This window comes from Renibacterium salmoninarum ATCC 33209, assembly GCF_000018885.1.
Taxonomy (GTDB): domain Bacteria; phylum Actinomycetota; class Actinomycetes; order Actinomycetales; family Micrococcaceae; genus Renibacterium; species Renibacterium salmoninarum.
The window spans coordinates 1,858,157-1,876,028 of the sequence record NC_010168.1; the positions used below are offsets into that span (position 1 = coordinate 1,858,157).

Consider the following 17,872-nt stretch of genomic DNA (forward strand, 5'->3'; position numbering starts at 1 on the left):
CTAGAAGCCATGCCAGCACTATTTACTGCATTCTGTTACACCTCAGCAACCAATTACTTACTGCCGGAGCCCTTTCTCGACGAAATTCGCCATTTTGGTGCAATCGTCGGAGCCGCCCGGAAGTTTAGTAGCCCTGATTATTCGGGCTATGCCATCGATGTCAAGACTGCGGATCGGCAGGGACTACGCCTAGCGCTCTCGGCAACGATTGCCGAGGCAACGCCAGCTGAGCAGCTTGAAATTTCGCTAGTTCCGGCAACTTTGCGCAGCAGTCAGCCGAAGCTCTTTGTGTTGGACGTTGATTCGACGCTTATCCAGCAAGAAGTCATTGAACTCTTGGCTTCATACGCCGGTCGTGAGACCGAGGTGCGTCATGTTACCGAGGCGGCAATGCGCGGAGAGCTAGATTTTGCGCAGAGCTTGCATGCGAGAGTGGCTATGCTTGCGGGCTTACCGGAGACCGTACTTGACGAGGTGCAAGCTGCAATACGTTTTTCGCCCGGTGCTGAGCGGTTAGTCAGTGCTGCGGTTGCCAACGGGCACAAGGTAGCTGCTGTTTCTGGCGGCTTTACCCAAATTCTCGATCCGCTCGCCGCGCAATTGGGCCTGCATCACGCTGCGGCCAATGAGCTTGAAATAGTTTCCGGCCAACTAACCGGCCGAGTTCTTGGTGACGTGATTGATCGAGCGGCCAAAGAAAAAGCCCTCCGTCTCTGGGGTGAGACGGAAGGCATTCCCTTAGCGGCAACGATCGCCATCGGCGACGGCGCAAATGACCTCGACATGATGGCAGCAGCAGGGTTGAGCTTGGCTTACAACGCAAAACCGGCAGTCCGAGAAGCTGCCGATGCAGCTATCTGGCGATTAGATTTGGCTCTAGAGCTCGCTGGCATTCACTAGTTCCAGCGAACTGGTTAGAGCGATTAACCAGCTGCGTTATTTCAAGAACGAAGCAGCTCCGCCGACATATTCGGTATGGCCAGTTGGCACGTCGGAAGTGACTGCCTTTGCCACTTCAGCTGCGAACTCGGCCACAGTGAACAACTTGCCCGCCTCGGCACGGCGCGCTTCAACTGCCCCTGGCTGCGCACGGTCCAAAAGCGTCGCGGTAATTGTGCCTTCGATCATGTCGCCGGATACCACCACGAAACTAATACCTTTGGCTTCCAGACCGAGGATCAGCTCACGCAATGCGTCCTCACCGGCACGCTTGCTTCGCGCAACTGGCTCGTAAGCGTCCATGAAACTAATTTGGTTGACGAAGTGCGCCTGGTGGCTAGTGATGAAAACCACGCGTGATCCAGACGGCATAACAGCTGTAGCAGCTTTGAGCATTGCTACTTGGGCATCTCGGTTGAGCTTGAGCGCGTAATCTTCGCCCATGTTGGTTTCCATGCCACCAGAGGCGTTGAGCACCAAAACGTCAAGCCCACCGAAGTTATCCAATGCAGCGTCTACCAAAGACTGCACGTCCTCGGCTGAGGTTAAATCTGCGCCAACGGCAACTGCTTTGCCACCGGCAGCCTCGATTTCGGCTACTACCTTGTTCGCACGCGGCGCTTTTTGCCGATAATTCACCACGACGGCTGCCCCATCAGCTGCCAAGAACTTAGCCACATCAGCGCCGATTCCGCGCGAGGATCCAGTGACTAGCGCGGTCTTTCCATTCAAATCTGCCATCTTAGAACTTCCTTCAGTAGCCTTTTTCTTCAATGATTTCGGGAGCCTAGTGGCCCATGCCAAGGCCACCATCGACCGGGATGACGGCACCGGAAATATAGGCGGCCTCATCGCTGGAAAGCCAGCGAACGACGTCGGCCACTTCGGAGGCGTCGGCGAAACGGCCAGCGGGGATGGAGGCTAAATAATTCTTCTTCATCTCGTCCGAAAGTTCATCGGTCATATCAGTGCGGATCATGCCGGGCGCCACCACATTCGCGGTGATGTTTCGCGAGCCAAGCTCACGAGTGAGCGAACGCGCGATTCCGATCATGCCTGCTTTTGACGCTGAATAGTTGATCTGCCCCGGAGCGCCAAGCAGTCCGCTCGCTGAGGAAATCAGCACTACTCGACCTTTGCGCAGTTTGATCATCCCTCGTGAAGCGCGCTTGATAACCCGGAAAGCGCCAGTCAGGTTGGTGTCGAGAACTGAGGTGAAGTCATCTTCGCTCATCCGGAGCAACAGCGTGTCCTTGGTAATGCCGGCATTGGCCACGAGAACTTCAACTGGGCCGTGCGCGGCTTCAACCGCTAGAAATGCTGCGTCGACACTGGCCTCATCGGTGACGTCGGCCTGTACGCCCAAGATGCCTTCTGGCAGCTCGCCGGCGCTTCGGTAGGTCACCGCGACCTTATCGCCATTAGCCAGGAAGGACTTAGCAATAGCCAAACCGATCCCCCGGTTGCCACCAGTCACTAATACGCTACGTCCGCTTATCGGCTCGGCCACCTGTGCCCTCGTCTCTGTTCAGAAAATCTATGATGAAAAATCGCGTGTCCGCCTAGAATCTTATCGGCTTATGAGCACAACGGCGTCCGTACACGCCAAGCTTTGTTGGCCACAGTACTTCGATGTTTGGTGCCTTCAGCTCGCGGTGCGAGAATGGACTTGGAGGTTTTCTACAACGCTGAGAATTTCAGCTGTCGGGAAAAACAGGTCAAACAGACGCATGAACAAACATCAGACTTTGGGTCAAGACTGTGATGTGGCAAACATCACCACAGCGCATACCTCGCATAGCGATGACATGCGTTCGAGGATGATCAAATACGCGATCGCTATGGGCATTCGCATGGTCTGCTTGGTTTTGGTTTTCTTCCTCGATGGCTGGTGGAAAATTGTGCCGATCATTGGCGCAGTATTCTTGCCCTGGATCGCAGTAGTCATTGCCAATGGTGGCGGGGACACGTCAGACCCCAACGAAAACGCGCTGCTTGACCACGCGCCCCAGGCTGAGCTTTCCGAGCCTAATCTTGCACCAGCTGAAGGATCCGTCATCTTGCAAGGCAAGGTCATTCCCGACGACGACGGCCCGGTGAGCGGCACCAGTCAAGCCAAGGGCAGCGCTCAATGAGCTTTTTGGACAGCCTGGGCAACCCCGAAACTCCGGGAACAACGCAATGCGCCCGTAAAGGATGCCGGCAGGCAGCACAGTGGAGTATTCGCTGGAATAATCCCAAAGTTCACACGGCAGACCGACTCAAAGTGTGGCTAGCCTGCGATGAACATCGAGCCTGGCTTGAGGACTATCTCAGTGTTCGGGGATTCTTCCGAGACACTGTCCGTTTCCAGCCGGAGGTAGCTAGCTGATGTATCGCTTTCTCTTTAGCCGGCAGTGGCTCGGTTACTTGGCGCTGGCCGCCTTTTTTGCTGCAGTTTGCGCCGGGCTGGGAATTTGGCAGTTGGATCGGCGTGCCGAAGTGGTGCAGAACATTACCCGCATCAATACGAATTACTCGGCGACGCCGATGAGCTTTGCGGCGGCAAGACCGCTATTTAGCCAATTCGACAAGGCCAAAGAATGGAGCCAAGTCAGTCTGACCGGAAGTTACGACCTGAGCGGCCAACGCGTAGTTCGTAACCGACCGTTCAACGGACAACCGGGATATGAAGTTGCCGTGCCGTTCAAACTGCTGAGAGGCGAGTCGGTGATTATTGACCGCGGCTGGTTGCCAATTGGCGATCAAGAAGCTGGCCGACCAGATTCTGTGCCGGCCCCAGCCACCGGTACCGTCACCGTCGTCGGCCGGTTGAAGCCTGGCGAGCCGCAAGTGGCTCGTGGCGCACCCGAAGGCCAAATCGCGTCAATCTATTTACCCGGCTATGCCCAGCAACTGAACTATCCAATACTCACCGGCGCCTACTTGCAAATGGCCTCAGAATCTCCCACTGCGACGCAGAACCCGGTTGGATTTGTGATGCCCAGCATTGACGAGGGTCCGAACCTTTCGTATGCCATGCAGTGGTGTGCTTTTGGTGTGCTTTTCTTCGTTGGCTACGGCTACGTCGCGAGGCAACAATCACGTCTCAATCGTTTAGAAGCCGAGGGGCGTTTGCAGGAGGAAGAGGAGAGTTTGGGCCGCAGTTCAGCTTTCCAAACGTCATTGCAAAGCACCCTGCGCGCGGCAAAAAAGAACCAGTCTCGCCGTCGGCCCAGTGCCGGGGAAGAGGAAGATTCGATTCTGGACGCCCAAGGCTTTGAAGGCGGACGTACACCGATGAAAGAATCGCTTCGTGAGCGATAACGAGTCAAGCCCGGTCGATACGGTACGCGCTGCTCTGCTCGCAGCTGGCGTCCCCGACAGCATTGTCACGCTAGACGACGGCGTCCCCACTGCTGAAGCGGCGGCCAAAGCGCTTGGCTGCCCCGTTGGCGCGATTGCGAACAGCTTGATCTTCGACCTCGAAGGCGGTCAACTGTTGATTTTGGCCAGTGGCGCCGCTCGGGTCAATACCGCCTTAGTCGCGGCGCTTTTGGGTACCGAAAAGATTCGGCGAGCCAGCCCGGCCTTTGTTTTCGAACATACTGGCCAGCACGTGGGCGGCGTGGCCCCAGTGGGACATCCAACACCCATTCGGACCATTATTGACGTAGCGCTGGCCGAGCATCCGCTGCTTTGGGCGGGCGCTGGCGACCATTTGTCGATGTTCTCCATCAGTTATGAGGAGCTGGTTCGAATCAGCACAGCGCAGCCATTGCAGGTGCGCTAGGGCCGATTCTGGCTGAGATAAATTAAGCCAGCGTAATGAGATCCAGGTAGTCTTCACTCCAGTGATCTTCAACGCCATCTGGTAGCAATACGACTCGGTCCGGATTGAGCGCTTCAACCGCACCCTCATCGTGACTAACCAACACCACGGAACCAGTGTAATTTCGCAGCGCACCGAGGATTTCCTGACGGCTAGCGGGGTCCAGGTTGTTAGTCGGCTCATCGAGCAGCAAAACGTTCGCACTCGAAGCCACAATGGTGGCCAAGGCTAACCGAGTCTTTTCACCGCCGGAGAGCACGCCAGCTGGCTTCTCAACGTCGTCACCAGAGAATAAGAATGAACCCAAGATGCCCCGAACTTCGGCATCGCGGAGTTCTGGTGCGGAAGACCGCATGTTCTCCAGCACGCTGCGATTGGTGTCCAGAGTTTCGTGTTCCTGTGCGTAGTAGCCGATTTTCAAGCCGTGGCCCGGCACGACTTTGCCGGTATCTGGCTTATCTACACCGGCAAGCATCCGCAGCAGCGTCGTCTTACCAGCACCGTTGAGGCCCAGCACAACCACTTTGGTGCCCCGGTCGATTGCGAGGTCTACATCGGTAAAAATTTCCAGTGAGCCGTAAGACTTGCTCAGTCCTTCTGCCGTCAGCGGTGTCTTGCCACAGGGCGCGGGATCTGGGAAACGAAGTGCCGCTACCCGATCAGAAGTGCGTTCCTCGGCCAAGCCAGCCAGCATCCGCTCGGCTCGCCGGGCCATGTTCTGCGCGGCAACAGCCTTCGTGGCCTTAGCGCGCATCTTATTCGCTTGGTCGATCAGCACGGAGGCTTTTTTCTCTACGTTGACGCGCTCGCGCTTGCGGGCTCGCTCATCGGTTTCGCGCTGCTCCAGGTATTTCTTCCAACCCAGGTTGTATTGGTCGATCGTGGCCCGGTTGGCGTCTAAATGAAAGACCTTGTTGACGGTCGCTTCCAGCAGTTCGACGTCGTGGCTAATCACGATTAGTCCGCCCTGGTGGCCTTTGAGAAAGTCACGCAACCAGGTGATCGAGTCTGCATCCAAGTGGTTTGTCGGTTCGTCGAGAAGCATGGTTTCGGCACCGGAGAACAAAATTCGGGCGAGCTCGACGCGTCGGCGCTGACCACCGGAAAGCGTGCGTAGCGGTTGATTAAGGATTCGCTCTGGCAGCGCAAGGTTCGAGGAGATCGCGGCAGCTTCGGACTCAGCCGCATAGCCGCCGTTCGCCAGGAATTCCTGTTCAAGCCGGTCGTAGCGAGCCATCGCCTTATCGCGGATTTTAGTGTCTTCAGAAGCCATATCCGCTTCTGCGGTGCGCAGCTTGGTGACCACTTTGTCGAGGTCCCTGGCCGCCAAGATACGGTCCCGCGCTGGTTGTTCCATATCTGGCGTGCGCGGATCTTGCGGCAAGTAGCCAATCTCGCCGCTTCTAGTGACTTTCCCGGCAGCAGGAAGGCCCTCCCCCGCCAACACACGAGTCAGCGTGGTCTTTCCGGCGCCGTTACGGCCAACCAGACCGATCTTGTCGCCTTTGTCGATTCGGAAGGACACTTCGTCCATGAGCAGACGAGCGCCAGCGCGCAGCTCTAGGTCTTGGACGGTGATCACAGCATTGAATCCTTAAGTTCAGGGAAAGGTCATTGTTCTGGTTTGCCTTTCGCCAGTGAAGCTCCGGCCCGCGGATAAATCGCATTCGCAATCCGAGGCAAGCAGAAGCTCATCCAGTCTACGCTGTCTTGGCCGCGCTGCAGGCAAGCTAGGTAAAACACAAGTGGAGACCCCCTGCGAGATCAGGGAGTCTCCACTTGGTGAACCCGATGAATGTCAGCTCACTGCCGTAATCACCGGTTGGATCTTGCTAGCTTTCCGAAGGCGCCACGTTCCGACGACGTCGAACGGTCAGCAGTACCACGGCGCCAAGAAGCAACACGCCAGCACCAATTCCGCCAAAGGTCAGCAGACCGTTGGCTCCGGTATTTGCCAAGTCGCCATTAGTCGCTGCGGCGTCAACGCCCCCGGCTGCTGGATTGTTTCCGGCGGCAACGCCACCATTGCCTGTCGGCACGATGACTGGTTCTACGGATTTAGCCGTGACCTGGAAGGCCGCTTCGAAAGCGGTGCCGTCTGCGGCAGTAACAAGCACCTTGTGTGCGCCAGCTTCAAAATCTGCCGGAACGGTGAAGGTCTTGCTGAACGCCCCCTTGGCATCTGTCGTGACGCCGCCAAGGTCAACCGGCGTCGAGTGCAGCACCAAGGCGAGCTTGGCATTAGCTTCGAAGCCGGTGCCGGTGATCGTCTGATCGGCACCCGCCACGAGCGTGCTCTTTGCTACCTTCAAATCGACCGGCGCCTTCGTCAACGTCAAGGTACCCGGCGCAACCGCAATTTTAGCGTTGACATCCTCAGTTCCGCCCAGCTTGAGCGAGTACTGCCCGGCAGTTGCCGATGCAGGCAGAGTCAAGGGGATAGAAAGGTCGCCATTCGCATCCGCTTGGTACTGCTTGCTCGCCGCATCGGTGCCGACCTCAGTACCGTCGGCTTTCGCGAGATCAAACTTGTAGGCTGCGCCCCGAACCAGTCCGCTAACCGTGATCTGCACCGGTTCGGTAGCTCCAACAAGTGCATTAGCTGCGGCAATTGCCGGAACGGATCGGTTGCCCGGGTCTACCCGGCACTCATCGCCAACGATGTTCGTGTTGGTGGTTGGGTCGATCGGTCGTTGACTGAGGTCGAGAACCTGCATTCCGGTTTTGCCCGGAATATTGGTCGGCACGGTGAGCGTCTTCAAATACGCGTCCGCAATAGCATCAGCGCAATCGATTCCTTGACCCAAGGCAATGTGCTGCGGGTTCTCCACGGTTAGCAATGTAGCGCCAAGACCTTTAGCCATCACGACGCCACCAACGTACGGGGTTGCTGGATCATGTGAAGATGCCACGACAAGAATGTTCGGCAGGGCTTTGACCGATTGAGCCTTAGCTTTCTGATTCTTAGTGTGGTAGAAATCGCACCAGCCAAATTTGCTGTCTAAGCCATCACGTTGAACGCCTGATACTGGATCATTTCCCGGATTTTTGAACGGCGCCGCTGCATATTCGCCTTTTGCGGTGATGTCGGTCGCGTCGGCGGTGAAGTTCTGGCAGGCAATAGTCGGGAAGGTAGCCACAACGAAGAACGGATAATTACTCTTGCCGTCCCAGCTGTAGTAGCTGTCACTGAGGCCCAATAGGTCTTTGACGTCCTTGCCGTCTTTTGCGGCCGCCAGGCCAGCATTCAGTTTCGCCCAGTTCCGAGACCCGTACAAGGCGCCCGTGGTGGCTTGCGTAAAGTCTTTGAAACTCAGTGGACGATTCAGCGAATCACTGAAGTAAGTGGTCGCACCGAAGGCTTTTTGTGAAATTGCTTGGTAGGCAGCAATCAACTTCGTGCGATCTGCGTCCGTTCCAAGTGCACAAGGCACCTTCGCGCCGGCATAATCGAAGCCATTATCCGTGGCACATTTGGCCGCGAACTGGTAAAAGGTGTCTTGAAAACCCTTACTCTGCGAGTACGGATCTGCCTTAGGCGTGCCGGTAATATCTTGGAATTTAGCGGCTTCAGCAGGATTGTTTTCGAAGGGATTCTCAGGAGAGTCCAAGATCATCGCCCGCGTGCTTTCGGGGAATTCCTGCGCATAGGTGTATCCTACCCCGGTTCCATCAGAACCACCCTGGTAGCTGAGTTTCTCGTTGCCGAGGATTGACCGGATAACATCCATATCCCGAGCTTCGTCATCAACGCTCACCTTGGGCAGGTAGCTTTCAGAGCTGAAAGCAGTGCCGTCCGGGTTGAGGAAGCCCAAGCCGGTGTTGGTATAGCAAGCTTCGGTATTAGCCTTGTTAATCTGATCGAGCTTTGCCAATCCTTCTGGAGTGCTGGCAAGGCCATCGACGCCTTCAGACTGCGCCTGTAAGAATTTGTTAGTTGCACAACGGATCTGCGGCAGCGACGCACCTGCACCGCGAGTATCAGGCGCAATGATGTCGTAGTCAGTCAAAGAGCTTCGGTATTGGGCAGCCCACTGCACGCTGAAGGGCAAAGATGGCTGACCTGGCCCACCTGCGTTACCAAAGAGCGCGTGCTTCGGCTTTCCATTCGAACCGAGACCGGTTGACGCTTTAGCCACTGCGATCGCCGCAGTCGGACCATTCGGCTTGGTGTAGTCAACGGGAACTGCGACGTAGGCGCAGCTAAAATTCATCCCGGCCCAGTCTTTTGCCAAACCTGGTGCACCGTAGGCAGTTTCAATTCGTGCCAGCCCAGCCGGCCCAGAATCAATGATGCCCTGGATGATGTCCATAGTCTGGCTCGTCGAGAACCCAGCGCATGAACCCCAATTGACTTTTTGCGCATAGAAATCGCTGAGCCCGGCAGGAACCGCTCCGGTGCTTTGTCCGCCCGGTGCCGGAGCCGTGAACTTAAACGAACCGGCGACTTCTGGCACTGCGAACTGCTTGGCGCTCGGCAACAATCCTTGGTCTGCCGGCATCTTTTCATTTTGAATGACCGGATCAGTTGGATCGAGAGGAAGTCGCTTTGCACCTGCATCCTGAGTCGCGGCCGGGGTGGGCGCTTCTGGTGCGAATTCGGGCACGATCAACTGGGATCGGTAACCGAAAAGCGTATCTTTTGCCGAAGTGGCCTGAATCGCAGGCGGAATGGTCGCGGACGGTGTCTCCTGGGCGGCAGCTGCACCGGTGGCTCCGGAGAGCATGCTCACCGACGCTAAGACAAGGCCGACAAGGCCGGCAGGCACTATTTTCTTCAAGAACTCTCCCAATGGTTCGCGTGGTTCACGTCCGCCTTGTGGGCGGAGCGATTTGATCGATGGAGCCGACTGCGGATGATCACAGATGAAGGTGGAATCGATTCCAACATCACAAATACATAAAGTGAAGACCCCGAAGCAAGATCATTCCGTGTTATGGATCAGAGGTCAATGCTTGTAACAAGTCACTAACAAGAATGCGTCGCAATTAGCTCGATTCACAGAATCTAAGTATCTGGCGGCTACAATTGAACCCTGTTCAATTGTAGCCGCCAGGCGCGGAAGCTAGGCAATCCCCTCTGCTTATACCGGCACGGAAACCGTGCTTGATTTAATAGTGAAAGACCACAGGAGACCTTTATGAGCAAAAGTGCAGTCAGCGGCACTGTGACCACGCCGCAACTGAAAACTCGTCAGCGCTGGGGCGGCCAAGACCTTTCGCTGATCGCGGTTTTTGCTGCCCTTTTAGTAGTGAGCGCGGTCGTACCGCCAATTCAGATCGGCAACGTCCTGAGTGTTCCACTAACTTTGCAAACCCTAGTCGTCACACTAACCGGCTTACTGCTGGGTGCCAGCAGAGCCTTTGCGGCCGTGGGGTTGTACACCCTGCTGGGTTTACTAGGCCTGCCCATCTTCTCGGGCTTTCGCGGCGGTCTAGCAGTTCTGGTTGGACCAGGCGCCGGCTATCTGCTGAGCTTCCCCTTTGCCTCGGCATTGGTCGGCGCGATTGCGGCATTGATCCTCCGGCGCGGCCTGCGCCAACGTGCGCTTTGGTTTAGCGTCGCAGGCTTGGCTGGGATGGTCTTGAATCATTTGCTTGGCATCATCGGTATGGCGATTAACGGAAAATTGGCTTTCGACGTCGCAGTGCTCACTGATCTGCGCTTCGTCCCAGGAGACATCCTTAAGATTGTGCTGGCCGTGATCATTGCACTCAGCTTGCATCGGGCATTCCCGAACCTGATACGCCGTCGCTAATGACCATCGAACTAACCGGCGTCAGCGTCCGTGTCCCAGCCGTCGAAAGTCAACGCGGCCCAGGTGGCAGCGCGAATGAAATTGAGTTGCTCGCTGAAATTTCCTTGAGTTTGCCGCAGCAACGAGTATCAGTCATCGGCGCCAATGGATCTGGAAAATCAACGCTTCTTCGACTGTTCAACGGTTTGATTCATCCCACATCTGGCACGGTAAGCGTCAATGGTTTAGATACTGTCCGCGAAGGTCCAGCGGTGCGGCGGCGGGTTGGCTTCATGTTCACCGACCCACTCTCCCAGCTGGTGATGCCGACCGCTCTGGAAGACATTGAACTTTCGCTTCGACGTAAACATCCCGGTAAGGCTGACCGCCGCGCCGCCGCGGAGGCTTGGCTGGATCGGTTTGGTCTCAGCGCACTCGGCGATCAAAGCGTGTACTCGCTTTCTGGCGGTGAGCGCCAACTCGTTGCGCTCGCCAGCGTGCTCGCCGTCGAGCCGGAAATTCTGGTCTTAGACGAACCGACGACGCTGTTAGACCTGGCAAATACTTATCGGTTACGTCAGCTTTTGGCAGCTTTAGATCTCCAAATCGTCATGGCCACCCATGATCTAGAACTCGCGGCCGAAGCAGACCGGCTGCTCTGGGTTGCTAACGGTCACATCGCTTACGACGGCGAGCCCACAGCAGGAATAGAGAAGTACCGTCAACGGACGGCCGCCGAGGCAAACGCGCCGCGCAAAGGGCCGGTGAGCTAGATGCGCGGCCACAATTTTTTGATCGGTCAGTATCTCCCCCGGAATTCCTGGTTGCATCGCACACCGTATTTGCTCAAACTTCTCGCTATGGCTGCGATCGGCGCCTTCAGTTATTTGCTACCGGTATTTTGGCCACCAGGTTGGTTACCCCTGCTGATCTTGCTCGCCCTGATTTTGCTGTGTTATCCCAGCGCCAAGCTTCCACTACGCACGCTGTTGAGCCCGCTGAAATTGCTCTGGCTAATCTTGCTGTTCCTGGTCGGCTACCAGTTCTGGGTAAAAGGATTCGGCGAAGGTTTGCCAGTGGCGGCAAACCTTGCGCTGGTGCTGCTCAGTTGCGTCTATGCTGCCGCGCTACTCAGCCTCACCACGCCGGTCCAAGCAGTGCTGGACGGGCTCTCAACGCTGGTACAGCCATTCCGCAGACTCGGTGTAGATCAAGAAAAATTCGCGCTCACCGTCAGCATTATGTTCCGCAGCATTCCCTACTTAATTGGCGCCTATGCTGACGTACACGAAGCTGCAAAAGCTCGTGGATTGGATCGCTCAATTCGAGCGCATGCGCTTCCCACCGTTGTTGCCACCGTTGCGCTAGCGCAAAGCACCGGGGAGGCCTTGGCCGCGCGAGGCTTGGGCGACTAAAATTCTTGCCAGCGCCACCGCGAGGCAAGTCCCATACCGCCAGCAATACTCATGGCAGCAAGACCTTCCGTCCCCGCACGCAACTTTTGCAACTGCTTAAAGATTCTGATCACCTGCAATACGCCGGAGGCGCCATAGGGGTGTCCTAAGGCTAAAGCACCGCCATCGAGATTGATGTCCTGCTCGGCAACGCCCATCAGATCCGCACAGGCGAGCGCTTGGGCAGCAAAGGCCTCGGTAATCTCAACCCGCGCTGCGTGCTGAACTCCGCCGAGGGCTTGGATTGCCGCGGCTGCGCCAATTCCTGGCAAGTTTGGATCAACGCCAGCTGCTGCTGCAGACAAAAACTCCAGCCCGGCATTGAACCCCAGCTCAATGGCACGCTGTTTCGAGACCATCAAGACGGCAGCAGCGCCGTCGGCGTCCTGACAAGAATTTCCGGCCGTCACAGTACCGCCGGGCACGAAAACGGCCGGAAACCTTGCTAAGAGCGATGCCTTGAGGCCTCTGCGCGGGCATTCATCCTGATAATCGCCAATAATCTCGTCAGTAAACTTGCCTGCCGCCTGACTCGCCAATGTGCGTAAATGACTTCGTTCGGTGAAGGCATCTTGGCGTTCCCGAGCGATCTGAAAGTGAGTAGCCACGTTTTCTGCCCCCACCCCCATATCCGGATCGCCAAGTTCCTCGGGTGAAAATCTGGCCCGGGTGAAAAACTCCCACGAGCCGTCAGCCATCCGGTTTGCCCTGCCTGGTGCGGTACTGATGCTTTCCACGCCGCCAGCCAAATAAGCCGACCCGGCGCCAGCCTGGATTAGCCGACAAGTCTGGATTATCGCTTCCAGCCCGGAGCCGCACTGTCTATCCACCGTGACGCCAGGAACTTCATTGCCTAACCCTGCGCGCAACGCCGCCAACCGAGCCAAGTTTCCACCCGCGCCAATTGCGTTTCCGATGATGACATCGTCGGGAACCACGCCGACGGCTAGCTCTTTGAGCACGGGAGCCAATAGTTCGTCAGCTCGTAACGACCGATGAATGCCGGTGACTTTACCAAACGCCGTCCGGCGCACGGCAACGACTACCGGGGTGCGATCAGCTGATCCTTCGGACACGTGCATCTCCAGCAGCAATCCACTGTTCAAACAAGCCACGATTAATTTTGCCGCTCGAACCCACTGGCATTTCGGTGAGCTGAAAATACAGTCCCGGAAGCTTATACTCGGCCAAAACGTCTGCCACCGCTTGGCGAAGAGCACGGCTAGTCAATGCGGATTCCGCGAAGCGATTGGCCGGCAAGACACCAGCAACAATGCGCTTGCCCCGAATCCCATCCGGAATTCCGGCAACCACCGCCGCTTCGATGCCTGGCAGATTCAATAATGCATGCTCAATTTCGTGCGGATAAACGTTATGTCCGGAGCTCACCAACATGTCCGATCGACGGCCAAGGAAATGCAAGACGCCAGCGTCGCTAAGATAGCCCTGGTCCCCCACCGTGCACCATTGCCAAGTTTTTTCAAACCCCTCGCCGTCGCCGCCCCAAAGATAACCATTGCTCACCAAAGCGCTTCTGACGTGGATGGTGCCCGGTACCCAGGCCGGCAATTCGGCGTCTGCTTCATCACGAATTGCTAGTTCGACGCAGGGAAAGGCCTGGCCAACTATCGTGCTTTCAGGGTCGGCAGCTCCATCTAGGCAACGCGAAGCAACGAATCCCAGTTCTGATGCCCCGTAATACTCAAAAATTTTCGCCTCAGGTAACCAGTTTTGGGCCGCTTGCACAGCAGCCGGTTCCAGCTTTGAGCCGGCGCAAATAACCGTCTGCACCGCGTCTTGCCGCCCAGTAGAAGCGGCGCGCCGGGCCAGCATGCCCAGAATAGTCGGCACCAGCACCAGCCGCTGCACCGGATACTGATCTAGCACTTCGAAGACTTTTGCGACGTCGAACTCTTCAATGCTGTGAAAAGTAGCGCCCGCGTAGAGGCATTCGGCGAGCGTGTAAAGATTCAGACTCATCGCCAGCTGTCCAGGTACCAACACATGCTCTGCTTCGCGTAAACCGAATACTTCAATTCCAGGCTCAAAGGAACGCTGCCAAGAGCCACGATCACGGGAAAAACCTTTAGGCGTCGACGAGGTTCCCGAGGTGAGCCCAATCAGGAAGTCACTGTTGGCTGGTCCGTCAATGAGTTCAGTAGCTAGATCTTCGGCCGGGAACTGATCCAGAACGTCGGACAAATGCTGCTGGACTGACTCTGTCACCGTTGGCGGCCAGCTGGGATCTAGAACAGAGATTCGTCCGTGCCCAGCAACTCCCGCAACAATCTTAAAGACCGCCTGCACGGAATTACGCTGTTGCACCGTCGTGAGCAAGGACTCTGCAGGAAGCAAGGTCTGCGCTTGCGTAACAAGTTCTGCGTAACTGATTGAAGAATCGCCGATGACGACGGCTAGCCGGGCGGGCGCAATAGCAGCCCAGTGCTGGAGCCGACTTAAGAAAGGCATCGGAGACTATCCTAAGGCTCAGTATGCCGAATACGGTGGGGAAAACACCTGCTGTGCATTAGCTGTGGCTATTCTTATTTCATGAGTTTCAATGAAGGTGCCCAACTTGACCCGTCGCAAGTCGAAGATCGCCGCGGCTCCAGCGGCGGCGGTATGGGCCGTGGCGGAAAAGCCGGAATCGGCATCGGCGGCGCCTTGATCCTCTTGATCGGCGGCTATTTTGGCATCAACTCAGGGCTGCTCAATGGCATTGTCGGCGCGCTCGACGGCGGGCAGACCCAACAGGAACAGCTTCCAGCAAGCAACGGTGCGGCTAATCAATGCAAGACCGGAGCCGACGCCAATAAGAAGCTCGATTGCCGGATCACCGCGACCGCTAATAGCCTCAATGCCTTCTGGCCCAGTTACCTCAAGCAGGTCGGCGCAACTTATACGCCAATCAAAACCGTCATCTTTAGCGGCAGCACCAACACCGCCTGCGGACCAGCCAGCACCGAAGTTGGGCCGTTCTACTGCCCAGGCGATAAAAAAGCCTACTTCGATCCGGCCTTCTTCCAAGAACTTGTCGACCGGTTTGGTTCCTCTGGCGGTCAGCTCGCGCAGGAATACGTCGTCGCGCACGAATTTGGCCACCACATTCAAGACATTCTGGGTAGTATCGGCAATGCCCAAAACGATCCGCAAGGCCCCGCTTCCGGTTCAGTTCGAGTCGAGCTACAGGCTGATTGCTACGCCGGTATCTGGATGCGTGATGCCTCCACCACCAAGGACCCGCAAAGCGGGCAGCCGTTCTTGGCCCAATCGACGCAAAAGGACTTGGCCGACGCGCTATCAGCAGCTTCATCGGTGGGCGACGATCGGATTCAGAAAGCGGCAACGGGACGAACTAATCCAGAATCTTGGACGCACGGTTCCAGCGCACAACGGCAAAAATGGCTCACCGCTGGCTACCAAAGCGGCGATATTAACAAATACCTTTGCACCGGCACAGCCTTAACTAGGCCGCATCCCTACAAGCGGATCTTGGCACACCACTCAGCGCTCAGCTCAGGCATAGCCTGTTGCCGGAGAATATTCGGATGAGTTCAGTTTCTTCGCAGCACAGCGCCTTTGTCATTTGGATTCGGCGCGGGCTGCACAACCCCGCCGATACTGGGCCGCTGCATCGCAGAGGTATCAAAATCTTAGGAATTTCAGCGATCAGTCTTGGCCTGCTGGCCTTCGCCGCGATCGCTATACTTGTATTTTCCGGAATCTCCATGACCGCTGACGGTGCCGACCACGGCTTGTTTGTTGCCAATCGCTCAGCGTTCGCTACCGCGATATTTACCGTCATTACTGAGGTTTCAGCACCCACTGTGCTCCCACTGATAGTGATTGCCTTAGCCGTCTTCTGGGCGGTCTGGCGTAAACAACTTTGGCGACCGTTGCTGTTAGCCGGGGCCATGGTGGTCACCGTGCTGCTGACCTTTGTGATCAAAAGCGTCATCACACACAATCGCCCGCCAGTCGCCGAGATGCTGCTCGGGCCAGACGACAACCATTCCTTCCCGTCTGGACATACTTTGGTCGCAACGGTGTTCTTCCTGGTCTTGGCCTATTTGTTGCTTTCACGGGGCAGCTCGCGGCTGCGCACGTCGATAGGAATCGCGCTGGCCGCACTTGGCATCTTTGCTGTAGCTATCAGCCGGTTGTATCTGGGATATCACGGTGAATCGCCCCGGTGTGTCCGGAGACTTTCTTGTTTGAGAGGATCAGGACATGGCAGGGAAAACTACGACACGGTATCCGCAGGAGTTGAAGGATCGTACGGTGCGCATGGTGGCGGAGATGGAGGGTGCGTCTTCGGCGTGGGCGGCGATGCAAAAAGTTGCCCAGCTTTTGGGTGTGGGTGTGCCGGAAACGGTGCGTAAATGGGTCCGGCAAGCCGAGATCGATGTTGGTACTAGAACTGGAACAACGAGCACGGAATCGGCCGAGCTGAAACGGTTACGGCGTGAGAACGCTGAGCTGAAACGGGCGAACGCGATCCTTCGGAGTGCTTCAGCTTTTTTCGCGGTCGAACTCGATCGCCACAACACTGATCGTGAAATACATCAAGGACCATGCCGGTCACCGCGAGAATAATGGATTGCGGTGGGGTGTCGAGTCGATCTGCCAGGTGCTTACTGGGACGGGGTGAAGACCACCCCGTCCACGTACTACGAATGGGTGGATAAAACACGATCTCACCGAGAACAACGTGATGAGGTGCTCAAGCCCGTGATCCAGAAGGTGTATGCCGCTAATTACGGGGTTTACGGCACCAGGAAAGTCTGGTTGGCGATGAACCGTGAAGGTGTGCCGGTGGCCAGGTGCACGGTAGAACGGCTCATGGGGTTACTTGGCATACAGGGTGCGGTCCGTGGCAAGGTCAAACGCACCACGATCAAAGACTCGAAGGCGGCCCGAGCGAAGGACTTGGTCCGCCGTGATTTCACACCAACGGCACCGGATCGGCTATGGGTAGATGATTTCACCTATGTTTCGACCTGGTCCGGGTGGGTCTATGTTGCCTTCGTGATCGATGCTTACTCTCGGAGGATCCTGGGCTGGTCAGCGAGTGCTTCTATGAACACCGTGCTAGTGCTCAACGCAGTTAATCAGGCAATCTGGAGTCGTGAACGGGCCGGGGCTGAGATTTCCGGGGTGATTCATCATCACGATGCCGGGGCTCAATACGCCTCCTTGGCCTTCACCGAACGCCTGGCCCAGGCCGGTATCCGCCCCTCGATCGGTTCTGTGGGTGATAGTTACGACAACGCCTTGGCGGAAACCATCAACGGGCTTTATAAGACCGAGCTGATCAAACCCGGCAAGCCCTGGCGGACTCTAGAAGAAGTCGAAATCGGCACCGCTGAATGGGCCGATTGGTACAACCACCGAAGGCTCTACCAGTACTGCGGAGACATCCCACCAGTAGAGCTAGAAAACCACTACTACAATCACTACCAGAGCACGGCAGCCGCCGACAGGCTCATCGTCTGAGAAACCCTCCGGACACACCGGGGCGATTCATATCTTGTACTCAGCTTCGGGTGGCCGGTTACGGCCCAGGAGCGGCAAACGTTGTTGGTTTGACCGATCAGACAGACATGTTCTTCACCGTGACCGACGCCCTCAAGTTAGATCGCACACTGACACCTCCTGGCGATCCGAAACCCGGCGTTGAACCGACGAAACCGGTCACTACCCCTGGCGACTCAGGTTCAACTCCGAGTGGTGCCGCCGTCGTCGGTAACGGGGCCAATAACTCGGGTTCGGGCAACGAAAACTCCTTGGCCACCACCGGCTCGCAGATCGCGCTCTTTCTGGTGATCGCGGCTGCATTTATCGGCACCGGAGCCTTCGTCATTCGCGGCATCCGTAAGCCTCGAAATCATGCACTGCCCGGCACACGCTAAATTAGCGCCAACGACCTT

At 56.7% G+C, this 17,872-nt stretch carries 15 protein-coding genes and 3 pseudogenes; 12 read left to right on the top strand and 6 right to left on the bottom strand.

Annotated features, from left to right (window positions below; genetic code table 11):
- Positions 1 to 9: 9 nt before the first annotated feature.
- Positions 10 to 900, top strand: coding sequence for a phosphoserine phosphatase SerB (serB, locus tag RSAL33209_RS09265; RefSeq protein WP_049758951.1), 891 nt, complete (start codon positions 10 to 12; stop codon positions 898 to 900).
- A 36-nt stretch (positions 901 to 936) separates the two neighbouring features.
- On the opposite strand, the gene RSAL33209_RS09270 is transcribed toward serB, so the two are convergent.
- Positions 937 to 1,680 (bottom strand): SDR family oxidoreductase, encoded by a 744-nt coding sequence (locus RSAL33209_RS09270; RefSeq protein ID WP_012245499.1) that lies wholly within the window; start codon positions 1,678 to 1,680, stop codon positions 937 to 939.
- Positions 1,681 to 1,726: 46 nt separating this feature from the next.
- A complete protein-coding gene (fabG, locus tag RSAL33209_RS09275; protein ID WP_012245500.1) occupies positions 1,727 to 2,449 on the bottom strand; it encodes a 3-oxoacyl-ACP reductase FabG in 723 nt (240 codons plus the stop codon).
- Positions 2,450 to 2,669: 220 nt separating this feature from the next.
- Between fabG and RSAL33209_RS09280 the strand changes: the two genes are divergently transcribed.
- From RSAL33209_RS09280 to RSAL33209_RS09290, 4 genes are read left to right on the top strand one after another with little or no spacing between them, the layout of a single operon-like run.
- The gene (locus RSAL33209_RS09280; protein WP_012245501.1) at positions 2,670 to 3,074 is read left to right on the top strand and encodes a DUF3099 domain-containing protein; all 405 of its coding nucleotides are present in this window, start codon (positions 2,670 to 2,672) and stop codon (positions 3,072 to 3,074) included.
- The gene (locus RSAL33209_RS17085; protein WP_012245502.1) at positions 3,071 to 3,310 is read left to right on the top strand and encodes a hypothetical protein; all 240 of its coding nucleotides are present in this window, start codon (positions 3,071 to 3,073) and stop codon (positions 3,308 to 3,310) included. The genes RSAL33209_RS09280 and RSAL33209_RS17085 overlap by 4 nt, the downstream gene beginning before the upstream one ends.
- Positions 3,310 to 4,245, top strand: coding sequence for an SURF1 family cytochrome oxidase biogenesis protein (locus RSAL33209_RS09285; protein WP_012245503.1), 936 nt, complete (start codon positions 3,310 to 3,312; stop codon positions 4,243 to 4,245). Before RSAL33209_RS17085 ends, RSAL33209_RS09285 begins: the two co-directional genes overlap by 1 nt.
- Positions 4,235 to 4,711 carry a YbaK/EbsC family protein gene (locus RSAL33209_RS09290; protein ID WP_012245504.1) on the top strand — a complete coding sequence of 159 codons (477 nt, stop codon included), beginning with the start codon at positions 4,235 to 4,237 and terminating at the stop codon, positions 4,709 to 4,711. Before RSAL33209_RS09285 ends, RSAL33209_RS09290 begins: the two co-directional genes overlap by 11 nt.
- A 22-nt stretch (positions 4,712 to 4,733) precedes the next feature.
- On the opposite strand, the gene RSAL33209_RS09295 is transcribed toward RSAL33209_RS09290, so the two are convergent.
- Complete coding sequence (locus RSAL33209_RS09295; RefSeq protein ID WP_012245505.1) at positions 4,734 to 6,332, bottom strand: ABC-F family ATP-binding cassette domain-containing protein; 1,599 nt, start codon at positions 6,330 to 6,332, stop codon at positions 4,734 to 4,736.
- Between the two features lie 250 nt (positions 6,333 to 6,582).
- On the bottom strand, positions 6,583 to 9,531 hold the full coding sequence (locus RSAL33209_RS09300) for an alpha/beta fold hydrolase (protein WP_145962067.1): 2,949 nt from the start codon (positions 9,529 to 9,531) through the stop codon (positions 6,583 to 6,585).
- 360 nt (positions 9,532 to 9,891) lie between these two features.
- On the opposite strand from RSAL33209_RS09300, the gene RSAL33209_RS09305 reads away from it, so the two are divergent.
- From RSAL33209_RS09305 to RSAL33209_RS09315, 3 genes are read left to right on the top strand one after another with little or no spacing between them, the layout of a single operon-like run.
- Entirely contained in the window at positions 9,892 to 10,509 is a 618-nt protein-coding gene (locus tag RSAL33209_RS09305; protein WP_012245508.1) for a biotin transporter BioY, read from the top strand.
- Positions 10,509 to 11,261: an energy-coupling factor ABC transporter ATP-binding protein gene (locus RSAL33209_RS09310; protein ID WP_012245509.1), complete on the top strand. Its 753-nt coding sequence runs from the start codon at positions 10,509 to 10,511 to the stop codon at positions 11,259 to 11,261. Before RSAL33209_RS09305 ends, RSAL33209_RS09310 begins: the two co-directional genes overlap by 1 nt.
- A 51-nt stretch (positions 11,262 to 11,312) precedes the next feature.
- Positions 11,313 to 11,903: a CbiQ family ECF transporter T component gene (locus tag RSAL33209_RS09315; protein WP_244862345.1), complete on the top strand. Its 591-nt coding sequence runs from the start codon at positions 11,313 to 11,315 to the stop codon at positions 11,901 to 11,903.
- Here the strand turns inward: RSAL33209_RS09315 and RSAL33209_RS09320 are convergent.
- Together RSAL33209_RS09320 and RSAL33209_RS09325 are read right to left on the bottom strand one after the other, a co-directional pair.
- A complete protein-coding gene (locus RSAL33209_RS09320; RefSeq protein ID WP_041685518.1) occupies positions 11,900 to 13,018 on the bottom strand; it encodes a thiolase family protein in 1,119 nt (372 codons plus the stop codon). The two genes, RSAL33209_RS09315 and RSAL33209_RS09320, sit on opposite strands and share 4 nt — an antisense overlap.
- Positions 12,999 to 14,411 carry an AMP-binding protein gene (locus RSAL33209_RS09325; RefSeq protein WP_012245512.1) on the bottom strand — a complete coding sequence of 471 codons (1,413 nt, stop codon included), beginning with the start codon at positions 14,409 to 14,411 and terminating at the stop codon, positions 12,999 to 13,001. Before RSAL33209_RS09325 ends, RSAL33209_RS09320 begins: the two co-directional genes overlap by 20 nt.
- A gap of 81 nt (positions 14,412 to 14,492) precedes the next feature.
- Here RSAL33209_RS09325 and ypfJ point away from each other — a divergent pair.
- The 4 genes and pseudogenes from ypfJ to RSAL33209_RS17545 all read left to right on the top strand — a co-directional run.
- Positions 14,493 to 15,383, top strand: a pseudogene (gene ypfJ, locus RSAL33209_RS09330) (KPN_02809 family neutral zinc metallopeptidase); the annotation flags it as partial.
- Between the two features lie 287 nt (positions 15,384 to 15,670).
- Positions 15,671 to 16,108, top strand: a pseudogene (locus RSAL33209_RS20045) (phosphatase PAP2 family protein); the annotation flags it as partial.
- Positions 16,109 to 16,172: 64 nt separating this feature from the next.
- Positions 16,173 to 17,438, top strand: a pseudogene (locus tag RSAL33209_RS09345) (IS3 family transposase).
- Positions 17,439 to 17,488: 50 nt separating this feature from the next.
- Positions 17,489 to 17,854, top strand: coding sequence for a hypothetical protein (locus RSAL33209_RS17545; RefSeq protein ID WP_041684640.1), 366 nt, complete (start codon positions 17,489 to 17,491; stop codon positions 17,852 to 17,854).
- Positions 17,855 to 17,872 lie beyond the last annotated feature (18 nt).

What these genes read in the sequence shown, in the direction of transcription:
- RSAL33209_RS17085 (WP_012245502.1), top strand. Translation starts at nt 3,071, where the DNA reads ATGAGCTTTTTGGACAGCCTGGGCAACCCCGAAACTCCGGGAACAACG.
- serB (WP_049758951.1), top strand. Translation starts at nt 10, where the DNA reads ATGCCAGCACTATTTACTGCATTCTGTTACACCTCAGCAACCAATTAC.
- RSAL33209_RS09305 (WP_012245508.1), top strand. Translation starts at nt 9,892, where the DNA reads ATGAGCAAAAGTGCAGTCAGCGGCACTGTGACCACGCCGCAACTGAAA.
- RSAL33209_RS09310 (WP_012245509.1), top strand. Translation starts at nt 10,509, where the DNA reads ATGACCATCGAACTAACCGGCGTCAGCGTCCGTGTCCCAGCCGTCGAA.
- RSAL33209_RS09285 (WP_012245503.1), top strand. Translation starts at nt 3,310, where the DNA reads ATGTATCGCTTTCTCTTTAGCCGGCAGTGGCTCGGTTACTTGGCGCTG.
- RSAL33209_RS09270 (WP_012245499.1), bottom strand. Translation starts at nt 1,680, where the DNA reads ATGGCAGATTTGAATGGAAAGACCGCGCTAGTCACTGGATCCTCGCGC.
- RSAL33209_RS09280 (WP_012245501.1), top strand. Translation starts at nt 2,670, where the DNA reads ATGAACAAACATCAGACTTTGGGTCAAGACTGTGATGTGGCAAACATC.
- RSAL33209_RS09325 (WP_012245512.1), bottom strand. Translation starts at nt 14,411, where the DNA reads ATGCCTTTCTTAAGTCGGCTCCAGCACTGGGCTGCTATTGCGCCCGCC.